At 29.6% G+C, this 16400-nt stretch carries 18 protein-coding genes; all 18 read left to right on the top strand.

What is annotated here, in order from left to right; genetic code table 4:
• Window positions 1–320 precede the first annotated feature (320 nt).
• A complete protein-coding gene (locus EXC58_RS04400) occupies window positions 321–2243 on the top strand; it encodes a hypothetical protein (RefSeq protein WP_129725851.1) in 1923 nt (640 codons plus the stop codon).
• Between the two features lie 123 nt (window positions 2244–2366).
• Window positions 2367–3791, top strand: coding sequence for a preprotein translocase subunit SecY (secY, locus tag EXC58_RS04395; RefSeq protein ID WP_129725849.1), 1425 nt, complete (start codon window positions 2367–2369; stop codon window positions 3789–3791).
• The gene (locus tag EXC58_RS04390; protein WP_129725847.1) at window positions 3785–4426 is read left to right on the top strand and encodes an adenylate kinase family protein; all 642 of its coding nucleotides are present in this window, start codon (window positions 3785–3787) and stop codon (window positions 4424–4426) included. Before secY ends, EXC58_RS04390 begins: the two co-directional genes overlap by 7 nt.
• A 41-nt stretch (window positions 4427–4467) precedes the next feature.
• Window positions 4468–5220 carry a type I methionyl aminopeptidase gene (gene map / locus EXC58_RS04385; RefSeq protein WP_129725845.1) on the top strand — a complete coding sequence of 251 codons (753 nt, stop codon included), beginning with the start codon at window positions 4468–4470 and terminating at the stop codon, window positions 5218–5220.
• Between the two features lies 1 nt (window position 5221).
• Window positions 5222–5437: a translation initiation factor IF-1 gene (gene infA, locus EXC58_RS04380; RefSeq protein WP_129725843.1), complete on the top strand. Its 216-nt coding sequence runs from the start codon at window positions 5222–5224 to the stop codon at window positions 5435–5437.
• Window positions 5438–5448: 11 nt separating this feature from the next.
• Window positions 5449–5562, top strand: coding sequence for a 50S ribosomal protein L36 (rpmJ, locus tag EXC58_RS04375; protein ID WP_129725841.1), 114 nt, complete (start codon window positions 5449–5451; stop codon window positions 5560–5562).
• Between the two features lie 22 nt (window positions 5563–5584).
• The gene (gene rpsM, locus EXC58_RS04370) at window positions 5585–5953 is read left to right on the top strand and encodes a 30S ribosomal protein S13 (RefSeq protein ID WP_129725839.1); all 369 of its coding nucleotides are present in this window, start codon (window positions 5585–5587) and stop codon (window positions 5951–5953) included.
• Between the two features lie 3 nt (window positions 5954–5956).
• Complete coding sequence (gene rpsK, locus EXC58_RS04365; RefSeq protein ID WP_129725836.1) at window positions 5957–6346, top strand: 30S ribosomal protein S11; 390 nt, start codon at window positions 5957–5959, stop codon at window positions 6344–6346.
• 18 nt (window positions 6347–6364) lie between these two features.
• Window positions 6365–7363, top strand: a complete 999-nt coding sequence (locus EXC58_RS04360; protein WP_129725834.1) for a DNA-directed RNA polymerase subunit alpha — start codon at window positions 6365–6367, stop codon at window positions 7361–7363.
• A 1-nt stretch (window position 7364) separates the two neighbouring features.
• Entirely contained in the window at window positions 7365–7727 is a 363-nt protein-coding gene (gene rplQ / locus EXC58_RS04355; protein WP_129725832.1) for a 50S ribosomal protein L17, read from the top strand.
• A 143-nt stretch (window positions 7728–7870) separates the two neighbouring features.
• A complete protein-coding gene (locus EXC58_RS04350) occupies window positions 7871–8848 on the top strand; it encodes a potassium channel family protein (protein ID WP_129725830.1) in 978 nt (325 codons plus the stop codon).
• Complete coding sequence (locus tag EXC58_RS04345) at window positions 8841–9674, top strand: deoxyribonuclease IV (protein WP_129725828.1); 834 nt, start codon at window positions 8841–8843, stop codon at window positions 9672–9674. The genes EXC58_RS04350 and EXC58_RS04345 overlap by 8 nt, the downstream gene beginning before the upstream one ends.
• An 83-nt stretch (window positions 9675–9757) precedes the next feature.
• A complete protein-coding gene (locus EXC58_RS04340; protein ID WP_129725826.1) occupies window positions 9758–10753 on the top strand; it encodes a heat-inducible transcriptional repressor HrcA in 996 nt (331 codons plus the stop codon).
• Entirely contained in the window at window positions 10740–11570 is an 831-nt protein-coding gene (gene grpE, locus EXC58_RS04335; RefSeq protein ID WP_129725824.1) for a nucleotide exchange factor GrpE, read from the top strand. Before EXC58_RS04340 ends, grpE begins: the two co-directional genes overlap by 14 nt.
• A gap of 81 nt (window positions 11571–11651) precedes the next feature.
• Complete coding sequence (dnaK, locus tag EXC58_RS04330; RefSeq protein WP_129725822.1) at window positions 11652–13442, top strand: molecular chaperone DnaK; 1791 nt, start codon at window positions 11652–11654, stop codon at window positions 13440–13442.
• A 135-nt stretch (window positions 13443–13577) separates the two neighbouring features.
• Window positions 13578–15524 carry a DNA polymerase III subunit gamma/tau gene (gene dnaX / locus EXC58_RS04325; RefSeq protein ID WP_129725820.1) on the top strand — a complete coding sequence of 649 codons (1947 nt, stop codon included), beginning with the start codon at window positions 13578–13580 and terminating at the stop codon, window positions 15522–15524.
• Complete coding sequence (locus EXC58_RS04320) at window positions 15517–15804, top strand: YbaB/EbfC family nucleoid-associated protein (protein ID WP_129725818.1); 288 nt, start codon at window positions 15517–15519, stop codon at window positions 15802–15804. The genes dnaX and EXC58_RS04320 overlap by 8 nt, the downstream gene beginning before the upstream one ends.
• Window positions 15804–16388 (top strand): toprim domain-containing protein, encoded by a 585-nt coding sequence (locus EXC58_RS04315; RefSeq protein ID WP_129725816.1) that lies wholly within the window; start codon window positions 15804–15806, stop codon window positions 16386–16388. The genes EXC58_RS04320 and EXC58_RS04315 overlap by 1 nt, the downstream gene beginning before the upstream one ends.
• The last annotated feature ends 12 nt before the right edge of the window (window positions 16389–16400 follow it).

Raw genomic sequence — 16400 nt, 5'->3', positions numbered from 1 at the left:
TATTTTAGAAATACTATTCAGTTTTCAGAGTGCATAGTAGTACCGCTAAGGTACTTTTTTTTATGCTTTTGTAAGCTATTTTCTAGCTCTTATTATCATATTTTTAATCAAAAACCAAGCAATTATAAAATTTTTTAATAATTAAAAAATATTTTATGAATTTTTAACCTAAAAAAAGAAAATTCCAAAAATCAAAATAATTAATAAACACAATTTTAGTAGCTTTTAGAATTTTTCAACTCTTAATAAACTTATAAATGCAAACTTTTAGTATTTTTTGATTAAAAAATCAATAATTTCAATAGTTTATAATAAGAGTTATGAACATTCGCAGAAATAAATTATTGAGAAATTTATTGATTTTAAGTTCACCTGTTGCTTTAGTAGTAACTTCAGCTTCATGTGAAAACATTAAATCCATGAATCCTGATAAAAACAACAATATTAATAACCATCAAAGTATTCACGATTCTCAAGGCGATCTATCTTTAAATACTAGATCTAGCTCATCAGACCCACAGAAAAATAAATCAGATTCAACACCTTCGCCAAGTACAACAACAGGGACTTCTCAAAAAGATGATTTGCAAAAGCAAAAACCTAATGATAATGAATCTTCAAAAGAAGATAAAACAACTGGTACAATGTCAGATAAATTAGGCTCAGAAAGCACTAAAACAACCCCAAGTGTATCGGAAAATAATTCTGGTTCAGATTCAACTTTATCAACCGCAAAGAATGAAGATAAAAGCTCTAAAGCAAATCAAAATATTAATTATGAAATCGTATTACAATCTTCAGTTGAAGATTTAAAAAAATTCTTAGAAGATAATCAAGGACAAGAACCAAATAAAAAACTACCAATTACAAAGGTTCAAAATTATGTTTCATTTAATGATCCAAAGAATAAAAATACCGGTGATTTAGGATTTGGATTTGCTGGATATAATAAAAATGATGAGAACAAAATTTTTGTTCTTAAAAAAGGTTATGCACAAAAGGTAAGTCTTGATGAAGGTAAGTATATAAAGGCTGAATATAATTTAGATACAGGAATTTTAACTTTACATGTTAATTTGAATGATGACACAGCGGAAAAATTAACTTTAAATTTAAATGATAAAACTATTTTTGCTACCAAAGAAACTAAGTTACCAGAAAGCAAAAGTAAAAAAGAAGATAAGAATTCTAAACAAACAAGTTTACAAAAATCAGAAAGTACTACGAAAGTAAACGATTCAAAATCTCAAAGCACTCGTAAAACAAATAAAGAAAAAACTTCTAATAAAAATGATGGACAAAATCCAAATGAAACCGTCTCTAAAGAATCTAAAAAGAAACAAGAACCAGATAATACAAGCCACAAAACAGAACAAAATGCTAATGAAAAACTAAATAATGAAACAAAACCTTCAGAATCTCATCTCCAATCTGATGCCCCTCAAGATAATTCAGAAACAAGTTCTGAAGGTCAACCCCCTTCAAAAACCTCTTTAACAGAAACTTCTCAAGAAAATGCTTCTCAGCGACAAGAAGAAAACAAAGAAGGATCTAAATCAACAAACAGTCAATTAGATTCTCCAACAAAAAATCACAAAAGCGAAGAGTTAAATACTGAACATCCGCAATCAGATCAAGCTCATTCACAAACTACTGATAATAAAGCTACTTCTTCTGAAACCATTTCAAAGAAAAATAAAGAATCTGATTCAATTCCAGGAGAACAACATTCAGATGACGCTAAACAAACCCCTTTAAATAAACAAAGTGGACACGACGGAGAACAAGCGTCCAATTCACAGAATTCAAGTGAACAAACAAATTCATCTAAAGCTCAACCAACAGAAGCTCAAAAACGTGATTCTGCAACACTTCAAAATGATAAATATGAAATTGTTTCAAAATCTACTGTAGCTGAATTAAAAAGCTTTTTGGAGAAAAATCAAGGTTCTGGAAAAAATAAAAAATTACCAATTGTCAAAATGCAAAATTATATCAGTTGAAATAATCCTCAAAATAATAAAGGAGGTGATTTAGGATTTGGTTTTGCAAGGTATGATAAAAAGGATGAAAAAAATAAAATTTTCATTCTTAAAAAAGCCTATGCTGATAAGATTAAACTTACAGATAGCAAATATATTCCTGCAAATTATGATTTAACAACAGGTATTCTTATTTTAACAGTTACTTTAAAAGATGGTGGTACTGAAACACTGACTTTAAATTTAAATACTCAAAAATAAATCTTAAATTTTTACTCACAAAAAATAGGTAGAAAAGTTAATTTCTACTCTTTTTTTATCTGCTTATTTTTTAAAAATAAAGGAGTATAATAAAAAAGTATTTTTAGAAGGGCAAAAATATACATGAAAAATTTATTTTTTATCCTTTCTAGATTGGTTTATAAAGCAAGAAACAACTGGAAAGAATTTTGAAGTTCCAAAGATATATTAAGAAAGATTATTTACACTTTCTTTCTTTTAGCAGTATTTGTGGTTGGGACTACAATTACTGTTCCCTTTATTAGGGTAAAAATCGGATCAGATTTAACCAGTTCAAATAATTCCTTTATTGACACTTTGAATTTAGTTGGAGGTGGAGGACTAAGGCAATTTTCGCTTTTTGCGTTAGGAATTAGTCCTTTTATTAATGCTTCGCTAATTATGATGATTTTGCAAACTCCAATTTTTCCGCCAATTTATAAGTTATCTCAAGCTGGACCACATGGAAGAAGAAAAATCAACATCATTACTCGGATTGCAACACTTGTAATTGCATATCCGCAAGCAGTCTTTTTAATGAAATCGCTCTCAGCAGGGAATAATCCCTTTATTAGTGTTATTGGAACTAATGTTTTTACTCAAGGAGCAATTGAGTGATTTATTGTCCCAATGATTTTAACAGCTACTTCTTTATTTGCCTTATTTATTTCTGAACAAATTACCAATAAGGGAATTGGGAATGGAACCAGTTTAATTATTTTTACTGGAGTTGTTGGGAGATTACCACAACAATTTTTAGCGGCCTTTAAATATTTTGTTGGTGATATTGCTAATTCGAATGGAACTTTAGTTGGAATTATTACCTTTTTAACTTACTTAGTGATTTACTTTTTATTTATTTCGATTTTAGCTATTGTTTATAACGCTGAACGTTGAGTTCCAATTCAACAAATTGGAGCAGGAAGAAGTAAATCACTTAAAGAAATGGGTAAACTACCAATTAAGTTAAATCCTGGTGGAATTATGCCAATTATTTTTGCCATGATGGTATTATCATTCCCTTCAATGATTGCAAATTTACTTCCAAATACAAGTGCTTCAAAACAATTTATTAACGAAGAGCTACAATTTACTAAACCAATTGGACTTTCGCTTCTGATTTTAATCACCTTTGTTTTTTCAATTATTTTAGGATTGCAACAATCTCGTGCAGATAAAATTGCTGAAGATTTTGCTAAAAATTCTACCTTTATTCCAGGGGTGCGTCCTGGAGAAGAAACCCAAGATTATTTAATTGCTATTGTTTTTAGATTATCTTTAGTTTCGGCCTTTTATTTAATTATTATTGCTTCAATGCAATTTATTGAAATTTTAGCCGGACTGCCAGCTTCAATTTCTTTTGGTGGAACTGGATTGATGATTTTAGTTTCGGTATCTTTAGAGACAGTATTGCAATTAAGTGCTCGATTAAAATCAGCAAGATTATCAAAATTAAGACGTCAATCAAGACAATACTTAGTAGATAAAAAAGAAAAAGAAAATATTAATAATAGAGGACTATTATGATAAAAAAAAACTTAGTTTTTATGGGGCAACCCGGAGTTGGAAAGGGGACAGTAGCCTCTTTTTTAACCAAAATATGTGATATTAAACATGTTTCAACTGGAAGCATTTTTCGTGAAGAAATTGCTAATAAAACTCCACTTGGACTTGAAGTTGAAAAAATTGTAACCACTGGGGGATATGTTCCAGATTCAATTACTAATTCAATTGTGCAAAAAGCCATTTTAGAGTTACAAGCTCAAAATCAAAAATTTATTTTAGATGGATATCCTCGAACTTTAGAGCAAGCGAAATTTTTAAAATCAATGGAAAATTTAGACTTTTTAACAGTAGAACTTTTTGCACCAGAAAATGTGATTTTAGAGCGTTTAAGTGGTCGAAGAAGTTGTCCTAAATGTAAAAAAGGATACCACGTAAAATTCCACCCTCCTAAAGTGCAAGGGATTTGTGATGTTGATAGCGAGCCACTAATTATGCGTAAAGATGATCAGCCTGATGCAATAAAAGATCGTTTAGAAATTTACAATGAAAAAACTAAACCATTAATTAATTATTATGATTCACAAGGAATTTTAATTAAAATCGAATCAAGTCAAACTCCCGAGTCAATTGCTCAAAAAATCCTTGAAAAAATTCAATAATATGATAGAATGAATATACTTTAAAAAAAGTATATTTTTTTATGAAATCAAATTTAATTAAAACTTCTGAGCAAATTGCAAAAATTACTAAAAGTTGCTCAATCTTGGCAGAAGTTAAGCAAATAATTTATGACTTTGTAAGACCAGGAGTTTCATTAAAAGAAATTGATCAATTAGCTTTTAATGAAATCAAAAAACGAAACGCCGAACCTGCCTTTCTCGGTTTATACGGGTTTCCTGCTACAGCTTGCATATCTGTAAATGAACAATTGATCCACGGTATTCCAAGTAATTATGTTCTTCGAGATGGGGATTTACTAAGTGTAGATTTAGGATGTAAATGAAAAGGATACCACTCAGATAGTGCTTTTACAATAGGTGTTGGAAAAATCTCACCAGCAAATCAAAAATTAATTGATGTTGCCGTTGGAGCTTTTAACGCAGGGTTAAAAGCAATTAAAAAGGGAGCTCGCATTGGTGATATTTCTCATGCAATTGGGACATATATTAAACGTGCAGGATATTATACTCCCGAAGAATTTTGTGGACACGGAATTGGTTTAAACCTTCATGAAGTTCCCAATGTTCCAAATGACGGAAAAAAAGGAACTGGGATGCTTCTTAGAGATGGAATGGTTATATGCATTGAACCAATGATTACCCAAACTCCACGTATTAAAGCGTTAAGCGATGGTTGAACTATTGTTTCAGAAAATAACAGTAATACATCACACTATGAACATACTGTATTAATTAAAAACGGTAAGGGAATAGTATTAACGAAAGGAATTTAATTTGGCAAAAGATGCTATCAAATTTAAAGCCGTAGTCAAGGAAGCTTATTCAACTGATTTATATTCAGTTGAACTTGAAAACGGCATTGTAATTAAAGCTCATATTTCAGGAAAAATGAGAGTTAATCACATTCGGATTTTACCTGGAGATACTGTTGATGTAGAAATGAGTCCTTATGACCTTACTCAAGGACGCATTACCTATCGTCACAAATAAAGGAGAATGACATGAAAGTTAGAGCAAGTGTAAAAACAATGTGTAAAGATTGCAAAATTATTAAGCGTAAAGGAATTATCCGTGTTATTTGTGTTAATCCAAAACATAAACAAAGACAAGGATAGTTTTAAGAAAGGAATAAGTTAAATGGCTAGAATTTTAAACGTTGAAATTCCAAATGACAAACGTGTGGTTGTTTCTTTAACCTACATTTATGGAATTGGACGAACAATTGCAAAAGAAATTTGTACCAAAGCTAAAGTTAGTGAAGATTCTCGTGTAAAAAATCTTTCTGAAGAAGAACTTTCACGTATTCGTGAAGCTGCAAAAAATTATGTTACTGAGGGAGACCTTCGTAGAGAGGTTAACCTTAACATTAAACGTTTAATGGAAATTAAATGTTATCGTGGAATTAGACATAGAAAAGGTCTTCCAGTACGTGGACAATCAACTCAAAAGAATGCTCGTACCCGTAAAGGACCTCGTAAAACTGTGGCTGGAAAGAAAGGTAAATAGATAATGGCTCGTAAATCGAAGAAAAAAGTTGTTACAACTGGAATTGCTCACATTCATTCAACTAACAATAATACTATCGTTACCTTTACCGATGAACAAGGAAATGTTATTGTTTGAAGCAGTGCTGGAGCTATTGGATACAAAGGAACCAAGAAAAAAACTCCTTATGCAGCCGGATTAGCAGCTGCAGCAGCTTCTGAAGCAGCTAAAGCTCATGGATTTAAATCAGTTAAAGTAGAATTAAAAGGACTTGGAGCAGGTAAAGATGCTGCAAGAAAACAAATTGAAGTTTCTGGAATTACCGTTTCAGAAATTAAAGATGTAACTCCTACACCTCACAATGGTACAAGACCACCAAAACGTGTGCTTAAACGTGAACGTGCTAAAAAATAGTTTTTAAAGAGGTTAATTATGGAAAAAATGACAAAACTAGATTACCTACAAAAAACTGAAAATAACAACAATGATTTTAATTTAACAGTGCAACTTAAACCTCTTGAAAGAGGATTTGGAAACACCTTAGGAGTTGCGTTAAGAAGAGTTTTACTTTCAAATATTACTTCACTAGCACCTTTTGCTGTTAAAATTGAAGGTGTTGAACATGAATTTCAAACTCTTAAAGATGTAGTTGAAGATGTTCCAACTATCTTAATGAACATTAGAAAAGCTCGTTTTAGTTTTAATCCTGAAACTTTGGGAATGGATGAAATCTTAAAGGCTGAACTTGTTATTAAAGCCCCAGGGAAAATTAAAGCTAATTCTTTACAAGTTGTTTCGCATCCAAATATTCAAGTAGTAGATCCTGCTGTTGAAATTGCAACTATTCAATCTGAAAAAGCTTTAAGATTAGAAGTATTTATGCGTCAAGGAAGAGGGTTTATGTCTTTTGAAGAAAATAAAATTCTTATTTCTAAAGTAGAAGACAAAATCCAATCAAATATCAAAAAAGGAAAATTAATTGCAGTTGATTCAAACTTTTCGCCAGTTGAAAATGTTAATTACAGTGTAAAAGAACTTAACTCAGCTTCTCCACAAATTGAAGAAGAATTGCAATTAAACCTTAAAACTGATGGAACAATCAAACCAAAACAAGCATTAAAACAAGCAGCAGAAATATTAATTGGGCATTTTTCTCGTATTGGTGAAGTGGATTCGATGAAAGTAGATATTTTCAAAGAAGAAATTATCGAAGAAGGAGTGGAATCTCCAGAAATTGAAATTAATCAAATTAATTTATCAGTACGTTCACTTAATGCACTCAGAAGAATTAAGAAAACCAAACTTAGTGAAATTGCACGAATGACTTACGAAGAACTTGAACAAGTGAAAAACCTTGGTTCAAAATCATTAAATGAAATCATTGAAAAATTGCACGAATATGGCTTTAAACTAAAAGAGGGGGATGAGTAATATGGCAAATCCAACACAAATTTATTCACGTGATACCAAATGAAGAAATGGTGTAATGCGTTCACTTGTTAGTGAACTTGTTGTTAATGGGAGAATTACAACTACTTTAACTCGAGCAAAAGAATTAAGAAGACACGCTGAAAGAATGATTACAAAAGCGAAAAATCCAACCCTTGCAAATCGTAGAGCAGTGGCTGCTTATGTACGTGATATTAAAAATAAAAGTGGTCAAAGTGCACTTAAAGTTTTATTTGACGAAGTAGCACCAAAATATGCACAACGAAGCGGAGGATACACTAGAATTATTAAACTTCCTAAACGTCTTGGTGATGCAACTCGAATGGCAATTATTGAACTTGTTTAATTAATAATTTCTTTGTTATACTTTAATTACAATTACAAAATAATGATTTTCAAACGTAGCTATAAGCTACGTTTTATTGAGTTTTTGTGGATTAATTTACACAAAAAACGAAGAAATAATTTACATTAAGATATAATTTTTTTATGTTTGAATCAATAAAGAAAACGCCCCATAAACTACTAAGATTAATTAACCAAATAGTTTGAATTAATCAAGATCTTTCAGATGATGCTTTATTTAAGGTTTCAAAAATCCAAAAGCTTAAATTTAGCTATGCATTAATAATTATTTTTGCTTGCTTAATTTCCTTTGCAAATTTATTTGTTCCGAGTGGACAACAATCTTCCACAGTTGCAAAAGTTTTTATTTCTATAGCACAAGTTCCGGTCTTTTTTATTTTTGTGGCCGATTTTACTTTACATTTAATTACCTACCATTTTCAAAACAAAGAAAAAAATCTTTTCAAATTGTATTTAAAATTTTTACTTTCTTATTATAGTATAGTTGCAATTTTGTGTATTTTAGCTTCAATTAATTTAATTAGTGTGTTTGCAAATATAAATGCAATTAATCAAAAAGTTTTAGATTTTTTTAATGGTTTAGGATTAGTTAGAATTTTAAGGTTGCTTATTGTATTGCAAATTTTTGCACCATTTGCAATTATTTTTAAAGTTTTTAAAGATCAATCTAAAGTGCTTTTAAATATTTTTGTTTTAGTCATTGTTTTAATTGTGCTTTTTGCTTTAGTTATTTGAAATGCTGAAGTTAGTCATCACAATTCACAAGTTAATGCTTTTATCCAAAATTATGCATCTACTCACAATTTAAGCTTTGATATAGCAAAAACTCAAGCTTTAAATGAACCACAATATCCACAAATTCCAAGTAATAGTGTTTCAAATTTTGGAGATGCAATTTATTTTACTACTATCACTTTGACAACAATAGGTTATGGAGACTTTTCTCCACAATCTTCAACAGCAAAAATTATTGTTATTATTGTTTCGCTTGTTGGAATTGCGGTAATAGCAATTCCTTCAGGGGTTATTGCAGGGAGTTTCTTGCAACAAATTCAAAATAAGCTTACAAACAACACCAATAAGGAGAATAAAAATGATTAAACTTGGCTCACATATATCATTTAAAAAACCTGGTTATTTAGCTGATGCAGGTGCTGAATCACTTTCAAATGGAGCAAACACAATGATGATTTATCTTGGTGCTCCGCAAACAACACTCAGAACTTCAGTAGAAAATTATCAACTTAAAAAATATGAAGATCTTTTTGAATCAGCGATTCCAAAAGAAGATATTATCGTTCATGCTCCATATATTGTTAATCCTGCTAATCCTGACAAATCAACCTTTTCAGTAGAATTTTTAACTAAAGAAATCGAAAGAATGAACTATATTGGAGCTAAATATTTAGTTCTTCACCCTGGAGCATATACTAAATATTCTCCTCAAGAAGCCCTTGATACATTAGTTGATAGTTTAAAAACAATTCTTTCAAACACTAAAGATGTAGTTATTTGTGTTGAAACAATGTCTGGAAAAGGAAGTGAAATTGGAATTAATTTTGAACAAATTCGCTACATTTTAGATTGGGTTAATTCTGATCGAATTGCTGTATGTCTTGATACTTGTCACTTATGAGATGCTGGATATAATTTAAAAGAATATCAACAGTTTAAGGACCAATTAAACAAATATAACTTACTTAAAGATGTTAAAGTTATTCATTTAAATGATTCAAAAAATGACCTTTCATCACATAAAGATCGCCACGAAAATATTGGAAGGGGATTTATTGGTTATGAGACTTTAAAACAAGTTGTTCATGACCCTGATTTTGACAACATTCCAATTATCTTAGAAACTCCATGAACAGATAAAGGTCCAATTTATAAAGAAGAAATTGCCTGATTACTTGATAAGAAAAATTAATTTTTAAACACTACTTTGAGTAGTGTTTTTAAATAATTTAGCAAAAAAGCTTTTGAATTGCTAAATTATGATACAATAAACTTATGAGCAGAATTAGTTATAAACTTGAACAAATCCTTAGTGGCACTATTGAACTCTATATTCATGATAAACAGCCAATTAGTAGTGCACATTTAATTGAAGAAAAGGAAATTAAATTTTCAAGTGCAAAAATTCGTTATTTAATGAAAGAACTTGAAGATTTAGGATATTTAAAAAAAGCTCATTCTTCAAGTGGGAGAATTCCAACTCCAAAAGGATTAAGTTATTATGCAAAATATATTGCTCAAGCTAATGAAAAATTATTAGAAAAAAAACTCAAAAAATCTTTTGAAAATAAAAAAATCAGAGCTTCATTAACGGTAGCTCAAGCTGCAGAAACAATTGCAGATATTACTGGATTAACATTAATAACGACTAAATTTGATAAAACTTTAATTTTAAAAAGCATTGATTTAGTCCCAATTAGCTCATTTGTTGCAACTGCGGTAATGGTAGTTTCAAATGGGGAAGTGCATTCAAAAATGATTTCTTTAGAAGACCGAAAAGTAAAAATGGAAGATTTAAAAATTGCTGTTAGAGTTTTTAAAGAAAAATTAATTGGAGTAGCACTTGAGGATTTAGTAGAAAAAGCTTATGCTCTTAAAGAGATTCTTAAAAAAGAAGTTTCAAATTACCTTGAAATTATTGAGAAATTTGTTCATAATATTTTTAATATCAAAACTAAAAACAATGTTTATGGACGCAAAGAACTAATTTTAAGTCGTAATTTTACTCGTGAAGAAGTTAATCAAATTATAGACATGGTTGAGAATCATTCAATTTGAGAAAAAATTGAAAATATATTAGATGAACATCAAAATTTAAAAATCGCTATTAATGATGTGAGTGCCTTTTTAACAAAAAGGATTAATACCGCAATTGGAACTACTGAAATTTCAATTGTCGGACCTCAAGATAGTGATTTTAATGAGATGAAAAGTGCACTTAGTTTATTTGAAAAGTTTTTATTAAAAGGAGATAGCGATGAACAAAATTAAAAAAGGCGACGTATTAAATGGAAAATTTACCTTTAAAGATTTAGATGGAAATAAAATTGAAAAATTAAGCGGATTTAAAAGTATTGTTATTGGAGAAAATGATCTTCAAAGTAATTTAGATGATTTTTTAATTGGCAAAAAATACAAACGCAATTATCATTTTGAAATAACTTTAGATGAACAGCATAAAAATCAAGATTTAGCAGGAATTAAAGTTTCAGTGGAAATTAATGAAGCCCAAATTAGTCCTAAAGTTGTAGTTAAAGAAGATTTAAACCAAAAGTTAGAACAACTAAAAAAGGAAAATGAAGATCTTAAAAAACAAGTAGAAGCCTTAACTGCTACACTTAAAACTAGTGAATATGTTTTTAAAGATAAAATGATTCAAGCAGCTCAAAAAGCTAAAGAAACTATTGAAGAAAAAACAGCTGAATTAAGCGAAAAATTTAATAAAGAAAAATTAGAAATTAAAAAGTATGCACTACAAAAATTTATTGAAGAATTTGCAATACCTTATAATAACTTAATTTTAGCAGTTAAATCAGGTCAAAATTCCGCAAATGATCAAGTGCAAAATTATTGTTATGGCTTTTCATTAGTTCTTAAACAACTTGAAGATGCATTAAATATTAGCGGAATTAAAATTATTGAACCACAGGTGGGAAGTTTATTTGATGCACATGAGCAAGAAGTAATTGATTTTGACACAGACCCACAAAAACAGCACGAAGAAATCACAGGCGTAGTTCGCTTAGGATTTAAATTAGGGGAGCGAGCAGTTGTTCCAGCCCAAGTAAAAATAAATAAAAATTTATAAAATTTAGCAATTAAAAGCTTTGACTGCTAAATTTTATGTTATAATTAAATCGTATAAAAGATTATATTTAAGGAGATAAATATGGCCAAAGAAATCGTATTAGGAATTGATCTTGGAACAACAAACTCAGTTGTTTCAGTTATTGAAAACAAACAACCAGTTGTACTTGAAAACCCAAATGGAAAAAGAACAACTCCATCAGTAGTTGCATTTAAAAATAGTGAAATTATTGTTGGAGATGCAGCTAAAAGACAAGTAGAAACAAATCCAAACACCATTGTTTCTATTAAAAGATTAATGGGAACAACAAAAACTGTACATGCAAATAATAAAGATTACAAACCTGAAGAAGTTTCAGCAATGATTCTTTCTTACATGAAAGAATATGCTGAAGCAAAATTAGGGACTAAAGTTTCAAAAGCAGTTATTACTGTTCCTGCATATTTTGATAATGCTCAACGTGAAGCTACAAAAATCGCAGGAAAAATTGCTGGACTTGATGTTTTAAGAATTATTAATGAACCTACAGCTGCAGCGCTTGCTTTTGGACTTGAAAAAACTAATAAAGCAATGAAAGTACTTGTGTATGACCTTGGTGGAGGAACTTTTGACGTTTCAGTGCTTGAGCTTGAAAATGGAACTTTTGAGGTGCTTTCAACTAGTGGAGATAACCATCTTGGGGGAGATGATTGAGATCACGCTATTGTCGAATGAATGATTAAAGAAATTAAAACAAAATACAAATTTGACGCTAAATCAGATAAAATGGCTATGGCTCGTTTAAAAGAAACTGCCGAAAAAGCTAAAATTGACCTTTCAGCTCAATCGGTTGCTTCAATTAATTTACCATTTTTAGCAGTAACTGCAGATGGACCAGTTAACGTTGAATTAGAACTTAAACGTAGTGAATTTGAATCAATGACCTCGCATTTACTTGATCGAACCAGAAAACCAATTGAAGATGCGTTAAGAGAAGCTAAAGTAACTGCTGCTGATTTACATGAAGTATTACTTGTTGGGGGAAGTACTCGTATGCCAGCAGTTCAAGAATTAGTTAAAAGAACTTTAGGAAAAGAACCAAACCGTTCAATTAATCCTGATGAAGTAGTTTCGATTGGAGCAGCAATTCAAGGGGGAGTGCTTGCTGGAGATATTGATGATGTGCTTTTATTGGATGTAACTCCACTTACTTTAGGAATTGAAACAATGGGTGGAATTTCAACTCCTTTAATTGCTCGTAACACTACAATTCCAGTAACCAAATCACAAATTTTCTCTACTGCTGCTGATAACCAAAGCGAAGTTACCATTAGAGTAGTTCAAGGAGAAAGAGAAATGGCTAGTGATAATAAATCATTAGGTCAATTTAACTTAGGAGGAATTGAGCCAGCTCCTCGGGGAGTTCCTCAAATCGAAGTAAGCTTTACTATTGATGTTAATGGAATTACCACTGTAACAGCTAAAGATTTAAAAACTAATAAAGCAAACACCATTACTATTGAAAATTCTTCAAAACTTAGTGAAGAAGAAATTCAAAGAATGATTCGTGAAGCTGAAGAAAACAAAGAAGCAGACGCTAAACGTAAAGAAGAAGCTGAAACCATTGTTCGTGCAGAAACTTTAATTTCTCAAGTAGAAAAAGCAACTGCTGAACAAGGAGATAAACTAGATCCTAAAGCTAAAGAAGAATCAGAAAAACTAATCAACGAATTAAAAGAACTAATGGATAAAAAAGACATTCCAGCACTTAAAGAAAAACTTGATCAAATGGAAAATGTCATGAAAAACTTTGCAAATTACTCTGCTCAACAGCAAGCAACCCAAGAACAACCAAATGCTCAAAGCGAAGATGAAGCTACAATTGTTGAGTAATGTTTAATGAAAAAGCTATAACCTCTTCTAAAGAGGTTTTTCTTTGAAAATTTTTCATATTTATTGTGAAATTTTTAAAAATCCATAAATTAAAAAAGCGAATTAAAATATAATTAATACACAAAAGGGGTTTGAATGAGTTACAAGGCATTATATCGAAAGTATCGACCAACATCATTTGACCAAGTTGTTGGCCAACAACATATTATTAATACATTAAAAAATATAATTTTAACTAGAAAAATAGGACACGCATATTTATTTAGCGGCCCAAAAGGTTCAGGAAAAACATCACTTGCAAATATCTTTGCAAATGTTTTAAATTGCATGCATGGAGAAGATCCGACTATTGCATGCCAAAATTGTAAGGATAAAATCGGAAAATCTCTGGATATTATCGAAATGGATGCAGCCTCAAATAATGGCGTTAATGAAATTAGAGATTTAAAGGAAAAAATTGAGCAATCCCCAATTCATTCACGTTTTAAAATTTATATTATTGATGAGGTCCATATGCTCACTAAAAGTGCCTTTAATGCCTTACTTAAAACTTTAGAAGAACCTCCTGCTCATGCTATTTTTATCTTTGCCACTACTGATCATCAAAAAATTCCATTAACCATTATTTCTAGATTACAACGATTCAACTTTTCAAAACTAACCAATGAACAAATTTATGAACATTTAGTTAAAATTTTAACTAAAGAACAAATTAATTTTACTCCTGAAGCAGTTAAATTAATTGCTCGATTATCTTCAGGAGCAATGCGTGATGCTCTTTCAATTGCTGACCAAAGTGCTTCATTTGGAGGTGGAAGTATTAGTGTTGAAAATTTAAGCACTAATTTTGGAATTGCTTCAAATGATTTAATTATTGATTTGATTAATTTACTTTATCTTGGAAAGGTAAAAGAAACATTAAAATTATTTTATCAACTCAAAACTTTAGGTTCAGATCCAAATCAACTAGTTATTAGTTTGCTTAACATCATTAAAGAGTGATTGATTTATCATTTAACTAAGTCGCTTGATTTTATAGAATGAATTGGAATTGAAGAAATAAATTTATTAAAAATTAACAAAGCTTTTGCACTTGGTTTTTTAGAGGAACTTAATGAAGTGTTAATTAAAATTTCTCGTTCAGAGCATCCTTTTGAATTGCTTGAAGTATTTCTTTTAAAAATGTGTTCAAAAGAAAACCCTTTAAAAAAAGAAATAGTAGTTTCAAAAATTCAAGATAAAACACCAGAAATTCAACAAAATATAGTTATTGAACAAAAAGATGAAGAATTACCTGATGAAGTTCATGATTGAGGAGATTTAAGCAAACTTTCAAAATCTCAAAACATAATTCAAGAAGATTTAAATTTTAGTACTCAAAATTTTGATTTTGAAGAGAAACAGCAAAATAATGAAGTAGAAGTTCCAAATTTAAATAAAAAATCTGAATTAGAATTTCAAAATCAAGATGATTTTGGTTTAAAGAAAACATTTGATGAAATTGATAGCGAAACAAAAGTTATTGATTTTAGTGAAAATTTTACTCAGAAAATTAGTGCAATAGAAACTTATGAAGATAAATGAAATGATCAAGAAATTGCCAATTTATTGCATATAATTCAACAAGGAATTCAACCCAACACTAAAAATAGTTTTAATGATAATAAAAATTTATCAGAAAAAATAATTTCCCCTTCTGAAAAAGTAAAATATGAGAAAATGAAATTGTTAGAACCAACAAAAATCCTTGCTTCTACAAATACTTATATTTTACTTACTTCAGATGATGATTCGATTTTAAATAAAATTTATCAAATCAGAAACACTGAAGATTTTCAAAAATATATTAATAGTATTTTCTCAGGATACAAACATATCTTTTTAAGCTCAAAACAACAGCGAAAAAGAGCCTTTAATTTATTTAAAAATCAATTTACCAGCGGAAGTATTCCTGAAGATTTAAAAGCAATTGAACAGCTAACTTATTTAGAAAATCGATTTAAAGATCAAAGCACCGAAAATAAAATTAAATCAATTTTTGGTGGAGCAGTTAATCTAATGAAAAGAGGAAAAAATGAATAACGAAATGTTAAAACAACTTAAAAAAATGCAATCTCAAATGGAAGCAAAACAAAAAGAACTTGATGAAAAAGTTTTTACTGTCGAAAAACAAGGAATTACTGTCAAAATGAAAGGAGACTTTACTCTTGTTTCAGTTAATGTAGATGAAGCATTAATTGACCCAGAAGATAAAGATATTCTTGAGGATTTAATTGTAATTGCAATAAATGAAATAATTGATTTAATCAAAGACGAACTTGAAAAAATCACTCCACAAATGCCTGGTGGAATGCCATTTTAATGTTTTTTTCAGATTCAATTCAAAAATTTATTGAAGAAATTAGAAAACTTCCAAATGTTTCAAAAAAACAAGCTGAAAAAATTGTTTTATGAGTGCTTGAACATACTGAAAGTGAAGTAGGATTACTTGCTAATTCCTTCAAAAGACTAAAAGAAAAAGTTCATTTTTGCAACTTATGCCAATCTCCAAGTGAAATTGATTATTGCAAATATTGCGATAATTCGCAACGAGATAACCAGCTACTTATTGTCGAAAATTTTACTGTCATTGATAAAATAGAAAATGCTGGTTTTTACAAAGGAAAATATTATACATTTAAAAGTTTGTTAAAAAAAGAATCAGATGTAGATAAAACACTTTTTGAAATTAATTCATTAAAAGAGTATGCAAAAACTTTTGATGAAGTTATTTTAGGAATTTCACCAACTTTACATGGAGAAATGACCAACGTTTTAATTAAAAAAGAATTAACAAAAATGGGGATTAATGTTTCGCAATTAGCTATCGGAGTTCCAATTGGTGCTTCAATGGATTATATTGATGAAACAACATTAAAATTTTCGTTAATGCATAGACAAAAATAAAGGGAGGAGAAA

Origin of the sequence: Mycoplasmopsis citelli (genome assembly GCF_900660645.1) — a bacterium.
GTDB lineage: Bacteria > Bacillota_I > Bacilli_A > Mycoplasmatales > Metamycoplasmataceae > Mycoplasmopsis > Mycoplasmopsis citelli.
Note: the sequence above shows the minus strand (reverse complement) of the source record. Positions and strands in the feature narration are given on the sequence as shown.